Source organism: Actinomycetes bacterium, from assembly GCA_035489715.1.
Taxonomy (GTDB): Bacteria; Actinomycetota; Actinomycetes; order JACCUZ01; family JACCUZ01; genus DATHAP01.
In genome coordinates, this window is sequence record DATHAP010000076.1 from 1 (window position 1) to 6,637 (window position 6,637).

At 71.3% G+C, this 6,637-nt stretch carries 6 protein-coding genes; 2 read left to right on the top strand and 4 right to left on the bottom strand.

Annotated elements, in window-relative coordinates; all coding sequences use genetic code 11:
• Together VK640_06590 and VK640_06595 are read right to left on the bottom strand one after the other, a co-directional pair.
• A partial coding sequence (locus VK640_06590; GenBank protein ID HTE72850.1) for a dihydrolipoamide acetyltransferase family protein occupies window positions 1-1,147 on the bottom strand: 1,147 nt, incomplete at its 3' end.
• 3 nt (window positions 1,148-1,150) lie between these two features.
• Entirely contained in the window at window positions 1,151-3,343 is a 2,193-nt protein-coding gene (locus tag VK640_06595; protein ID HTE72851.1) for a thiamine pyrophosphate-dependent enzyme, read from the bottom strand.
• Window positions 3,344-3,479: 136 nt separating this feature from the next.
• Between VK640_06595 and VK640_06600 the strand changes: the two genes are divergently transcribed.
• Window positions 3,480-4,028: a VOC family protein gene (locus VK640_06600; GenBank protein ID HTE72852.1), complete on the top strand. Its 549-nt coding sequence runs from the start codon at window positions 3,480-3,482 to the stop codon at window positions 4,026-4,028.
• Window positions 4,025-4,693, top strand: coding sequence for a GntR family transcriptional regulator (locus VK640_06605; GenBank protein HTE72853.1), 669 nt, complete (start codon window positions 4,025-4,027; stop codon window positions 4,691-4,693). Before VK640_06600 ends, VK640_06605 begins: the two co-directional genes overlap by 4 nt.
• Here the strand turns inward: VK640_06605 and VK640_06610 are convergent.
• Entirely contained in the window at window positions 4,690-5,991 is a 1,302-nt protein-coding gene (locus VK640_06610; protein HTE72854.1) for a hypothetical protein, read from the bottom strand. The genes VK640_06605 and VK640_06610 overlap by 4 nt on opposite strands.
• A gap of 74 nt (window positions 5,992-6,065) precedes the next feature.
• Window positions 6,066-6,637 (bottom strand): EamA family transporter (locus VK640_06615; GenBank protein HTE72855.1); only part of this gene is annotated, 572 nt, incomplete at its 5' end.

Consider the following 6,637-nt stretch of genomic DNA (forward strand, 5'->3'; position numbering starts at 1 on the left):
CCTCGGTGCCGTGCATCCCGAGGTTGGTCACGCTGATCGACCCGCCCTCGAGCTCGTGCTGGCGCAGCTGCCCGGACCGGGCCCGCTCGGCCAGGTCGCGGGTCGTCCGCGCGACGGTGGTGATCGTCATGTCCTCGACCGCTCGCAGCACCGGCGTCAAGAGCCCGTTGTCCGTCGCGACGGCCACGGCGACGTCGACCGACTCGTAGTGCCGCACCGCGTCCGGCCCCCACGTGACGTTGAGCTCGGGCACGGCGACGTGCGCCCGCGCGACCGCCTTGACGACCAGGTCGTTGACCGAGACGCGCGTCTCGGCGCCGTCGTTGAGCTCGGCGCGCAGCGCGAGCAGCCGGTCGACCGGCACGGTGTCGCGCAGGTAGAAGTGCGGCGCGGTCGTCTTGCTCTCGGCGAGCCGCTCGGCGACCAGCCGGCGCAGCTTGGTGTGCGGTACGTCGCGCCACCCCGCCGGGTCTCGCAACCCGGCCGCAGGGCCGGTCGCTCCGGCCGCCGCCGGCCGCGTCTCGGCAGCAGCAGTGCCAGTGCCGACCTTCGCCGCCTGTTCGACGTCGCGACGGACGATGCGACCATGCGGACCCGTCCCGGCGATCTGCTCGACCGCGAGACCGGCCTCCTTGGCCAACCGGCGAGCGAGCGGGCTGGCGAAGACCCGCCCGGACCGGTGGCCGTTCGCCGTCTCAGCCGGCTGATCCTGAGACGAGGCGCCACTCTGAGCAGCGGATGTCGTCGCGACATCGTCGGGGATGGGCGACGGCGTCGGCGCCGCCTCGGGGACCTCGACCGCAACGTCAGCCGCCGGCTCCTGGTCCGGCTGCAACGTGGCCGGGGTCTTGGGCGCGGAGGTGACACCCAGGTCGCGCAGCACGGCGTCGAGGTCGGCGACGGACTCCCCTGCCGCGCCGACCAGGGCGATCGGCGCACCGGTCTCGACCTCGGCGCCCGGCTCCACCAGCAGCCGCAGGATCACGCCGTCGCTCTCGGCCTCGACGTCGACGACCGCCTTCGCCGTCTCGACGGTCGCCACCACCTCGCGCGCCGACACCGAGGCGTTCTCGGCCACCGACCAGCTCGACAGCACGGCCTCGGTGGTGCCGGCCGCGATCTCGGGCATCCGCAGCAGATCGGGCACGGCTCAGGCCCCTGGCTTCGGAGAGATCTGGCGCAGAGCGGTCACGACTTCCTCCGACCGCGCCATCGCCGCTCTCTCGAGCACCTTGCTGATCGACGGCGACGCCTCGCCACCGGTCACCCGCTCGACCGGGTGGTCCAGCCAGTCGAAGAACCGGCGCTGGATCTCGTCCGCCAGCCAGCCGCCGTACGAGGTGCCGCGCGCACCCTGCTCCGCGACCAGCACCCGGTTGGTCTTGCGGATGCTCTCGCCGATGGTGTCCCAGTCGATGCTGGCCCGGTCCAGCCAGCGCAGGTCTATCACCTCGGCGTCGATGTCGCCGGCCACCTCCTCGGCTGCCTCGAGGACGTACGGCGTCATCGCGAGGTAGCTGAGGACCGTCACGTCGGAGCCCTTGCGTCGCAACGCCGCCTTGCCCACCTCCAGGCAGTAGTCGTGGTCGTCGACGGGTCCCTCACCGGTCGACGCGTAGAGGTCGACGTGCTCGAGCACGACCACCGGGTCGTCGAGCCGCAGCGCGGTGTTCATCAGCCCGACGTAGTCGAAGGGTGTCGACGGCGCGACGATCCGCCAGCCCGGCGCGGTCGCCAAGACACCGGCCGGGTCCATCGAGTGCTGCGAGCCGTAGCCGGTGCCCATCGCCACCTTGCTGCGCAGGACGAACGGCACGGCACCGTCGCCGCCGTACATGTGGCGCGCCTTGCCGATCTGGTTGAAGATCTGGTCGGCTGCGACCCACATGAAGTCGGCGTACATCAGCTCCACCACCGGGCGGTAGCGGCCGTCGAGGGCGACACCACCACCCAGGCCGGTGAACGCGTTCTCGCTGATCGGCGTGCCGAGGATGCGCCCCGGGAAGGCGTCGGCGAGACCCTTGGTGGCACCGTTGGTGCCGCCGCTGAGCCGGTGCACGTCCTCCCCCATGACGACGACCCGCTCGTCGGTCTCCATCCGCCGCCGCATCACCTCGGCGACGGCGTCGATGAACTTCGTGTCCGCCACCTCACCGGTGAAGGTGTCGCGGTCCACGAAGGGTGCGTCCGCGAGCTCGCTCAGGTCGCCGCGCACGCCGACGTCGACGTAGGACGGGTCGGGCCACTCGGCCGGCTTGATCTGGCGCTGCCCGGGCTTGCCGCCGGGGAGCGGTTCGAGGAGTACGTCGCCGAGCTCGGCCAGCAGGCCCTTCACCTGGTCGGTGAACGCGTCGAGCACCGACCCGTCGACGATCCCGCGCCGAGCCAGGTTGAGCGCCACCTGGTCGATCGGGTCACGGGCCCGCCACTCCTGCTCCTCCTCCTTGCTGCGGTAGCGGAACGCAGAGCCGGGGAACGGCCCGTTCTGGTGGAAGTAGCGGTAGACGTCGACCTCGACGACCGTCGGCCCGTTTCCGGCCCGCATGTGCGCGACTGCCTCCTGCATGGCGAGGTTGACCGCGACCGGGTCCATGCCATCGACCTTCCAGCTCGCGATGCCGAACCCCGGGCCCCGGCCGGACAGCCGGGGCTCGCCGGTCGCCTCGTCGACGGTTGTCGAGACGGCGTAGCGGTTGTTCTCGATGAAGAAGCACAGCGGCAGCTGCCACGCGGACGCGAGGTTCATCGTCTCCAGCGTCGAGCCGATGTTGATGGCGCCGTCGCCGAAGTAGGTGACGGCGACCGCGTCGGTGCCCGCCTGCTTGTGCGCCCACGCCGACCCGGCCGCCAGCGGCACGCCGCCGCCGACGATCGCGTTGGTGCCGATCGCGCCGGCTTCGTGCCACTGCAGGTGCATGGAGCCGCCGCGACCATGGCTCCAGCCCCGGTCCAGCCCGCAGATCTCGGCCAGGGTGCGCAGCAGCACGGTGCGCACCTCGTCGCCGACCGGCGCGGTCGGGTCGACCCCCTTGGGCTCGACATGGTGCAACGCCTTGGCCAGGAACTGGTGGTGGCCGCGGTGCGACCCGTTGACGGTGTCATCGCTCGTCAAGGACAGCACCGAAGCGACGGCGCCGCCCTCCTGGCCGATGCTCGAGTGGGCCGGCCCGTGGACGAGGCCCGACCCGGCCAGCTCGAGGACGTACTCCTCGAAGACCCTGATCAGCGTCAGGTGGCTGAACATCGACAGCAGGGCGGACGGGTCGGCGGCGTCCCAGTCGGCCTCGGTCGCGACGACCTCGACCCACGGCACGGCCGGGTCGAGCCTGCGGTGCTCCGGCATGGCGGCTCCCGTGAGGTGGTGCGAGCCTCCAGCCTGGCAGTCATTGGATCCAATGACAACCCTTGTGGGCGGATTGTCGCGCCAGGTAGCGTGTTTCGGATCCGAAGAGCCCGTACGTCGACAAGGAGCCGCAACCGTGCCGGAGCCGCCGCAGACCCTGCAGACGCAGGCCCGCCTCACCGGCGTCGACCACATCGGCTTCACCGTGCCGGACTTGGAGCAGGCACGGACCTTCCTCGTGGACGTGTTCGGCTGCGAGTACATGTACTCCCTCGGCCCGTTCCGCCACGACGACAGCGACTGGATGCAGGAGCACCTGAACGTGCACCCCCGCGCCGTCATGAAGCAGCTGCACTTCTTCCGCTGCGGCGGGCAGGCCGTCTTCGAGGTGTTCGAGTACTCCGCGCCGGACCAGGACACCGACCAGCCGCGCAACAGCGACATCGGCGGGCACCACGTCGCCCTCTACGTCGACGACCTCGACGCGGGTGTCGCCTTCCTGCGCGAGCAGGGGCTCACCGTCCTCGGCGAGCCGACGGTTAGCAAGGGGCCGTCGGAGGGGCAGCGGTGGGTCTACTTCCTGTCACCCTGGGGCATGCAGTTCGAGCTGGTGAGCTATCCCGAGGGCAAGGCGTACGACCGGCAGCGCGCCGCCGAGGCGATCCCCGCCAACCCGCCGCAGTGACCGTCCCCGATCCGGCGCAGCCGGCGCTGGGTGCGGCCAGCGAGCGGATCGCCGCCCACCTGCGGGCCGCGATCCTCTCCGGCGACATCGGGCCGGGCGAGCGGATCCGGCAGGAGGAGGTGGCCGACCGGCTGGGCACCAGCCGGCTGCCGGTGCGCGAGGCGCTGCGCATCCTGGAGGCCGAGGGGCTCACCGAGCTCGAGGCCAACAAGGGCGCCCGGGTGCCGCGGCTCGACGCCGCCGAGCTCGACGTGCTCTACAAGATGCGCGAGCGCCTGGAGCCGCTGGCTCTCGCCGAGAGCATCCCGCACCTGTCGTCGGCGGAGGTGCGGGCTCTCTCCGCGATCCACGAGCGGATCGCCGCCGACGCCGACCTGCGCGACTTCATGGTGCTGGATCGGGAGTTCCACCTCGGCTCCTACGCCGGCTGCCCGAGCGAGCAGCTGGCCGGCACCGCGACCCGGCTGTGGAACTCCACCCAGGCCTACCGTCGGGCCTTCATGAGCCTCGGCGGCCGGCACCGGCTCTGGATCGTCGACCACGAGCACCGGCTGATCCTGGATGCGATCGAGCGACGGGACACCGACGACGCGGAGCGCTACCTGGCCGGCCACATCCGGCGGACCCGCATTGAGCTGGCCGCCCACCCCGAGCTGTTCCGCTAGGGCACAGACACCGTGCCGAGCGCGATCCCGGTCACGAGCTCGAGGCAGTTGCCAGAGCCCGGGACCGACCAGTACTCCCCGTGGCTGAGGAAGCCGCGCTGGCCCCAGATGTTCAAGAAGCCCAGCTTCTCGTTGGTGTAGCGGTAGCTCATTGCCGGGCGGAGGTCGCCGACCGACACCACGCTCTGCCCGGTGGGCTGCTCGACGTCACCATCGTCGCCCATGTTGGAGCCGAGGACGTCCGCGGCGATGTAGATGTTGACCCACGGGAGATCAGTGACGCGGGTGTCGCGCCCGAGCATGTATGCCGGGAAGTAGAGGCGGATGAAGTCGATCGGGCAGCCGATGGTGACCAGACCCTTGATCGCCCTCGCGTGGCGGTCGTCGAGCGACCCGAGCTGGGACCTGCGCGGGCTGAGGTAGTCGACGGCGACAAGCGCGCCAAGGCTGTACCCGAGGACGTACACCTCACGTCCCGGGTCGTCCTCGAGCACCGCGTCGAGGGCGTCACCGAGGCAGTTGGTGACGGTCGCCGTGTTCTGGTCGTGCTCCGCGTAGTCGAGCACTTGTTGGACCATCGCGGCCGCCTTGCGGACCATCGGTGCGGCCTTCGTGATCAGCCAGGTCGTAGCGGCGGTCGAGCCGAGTGCGAGGACGTCGACGAGGTCCTCGCTGAGCCGGGGAGCCTCGATGACACCGAATACGGTGAGGATCGCCACGACGGTGACGAGGATCGATGCGAAGAGCGACAGCACCGCCGCGACGCCGATGAGCAGCTGCCACTTGGCGACCGGAGTCTTGGCCGGGCGTCGGATCGCCTTCAGCAGCAGCCACAGGGCCCGCAGGAAGTACAGGGTCTGCGTCACCATCAGCCTGAGCTGCGCGAGCACCCCGGGCCGCTGCACCTCGACCGCTGGCTTCGGCAGGGCCTGCCGGAACTGCACGGTGTAGAGGTCGAGCACCGAGGCCTCGTCCGCCTCCACGATCCGACGGCCGTCGCTCAGCGCGCCCGCGCTGGTGTCGAGGCTGCGGACGGCGAACGTCCCAGGACCTCGGGTGAGGTTGGCGCACATCACATCAGCCAGCCGGACGGTCGTGTTGTGGCCGAGCGTCGACAGCCCGGGCAGGAAGAGGATCACCGGCGGCTTGGTCCCGCCCCCTTCACCACCGCCATGAGGTTCGCCCGGCCCAGGATCTGCCGGGGCCGGAGCCGGCACCGTGCCGTCGACCACCTCGACCCGGTTGGTGGTCACCATCACGTCCGCGGGTGTGCTGCCAGCCTGGTGCGAATTCGTCATGACGCCCCCGTCACCACGGGAAGCCGACCGTCGGACAGGTCGGTCACCCCGTCCCTTGCAGAGTCGTCTGCCGGTCAGCCGCCGTCAAGCACCCGCTCGCGGCACGCGTCGCGTGGGCGACCGCCACTCTCGCGACGGGGCCGGGCAGCCGGCCGGACGACTGCCCCGGCCACGCCGGTCAACAAGAGCAGGCCGCCGACCGTCTCGGCCGCGTTGGGCGTCTCGCCCTGCACCGCCCAGGCGGCGAGCATGCCCACGACCGGGACGAGCAGCGCGAACGGCACGACGGCAGCCGCCGGGTGCCGGCCGAGCAGGTGGTTCCAGAGGCCGTAGCCGACCAGGCTGGCCAGGTAGGCGGTGTACGCGGTCGCCAACAGCGCACTGACCGGCAGGTGCGTCAGCGCGTGACCCACCTCGGCCGGGCCGTCGACGAGCAGCGAGAGCAGGACCGCCGGCACCGGCACGACCAGGCCGGACCACACGGTCAGCGACAGCCCGGAGGCGGAGCGGACCCGCCGGCTCAGCACGTTGCCGATCGCCCACGACAGCGCGGCGGCCAGCGTCAGCAGCATGGCGACCGCCGGTGTCGCCGCGGAGCGCCCGAAGCCCACGACGGCCAGCCCGACCGCACCGACCAGCACTGCGA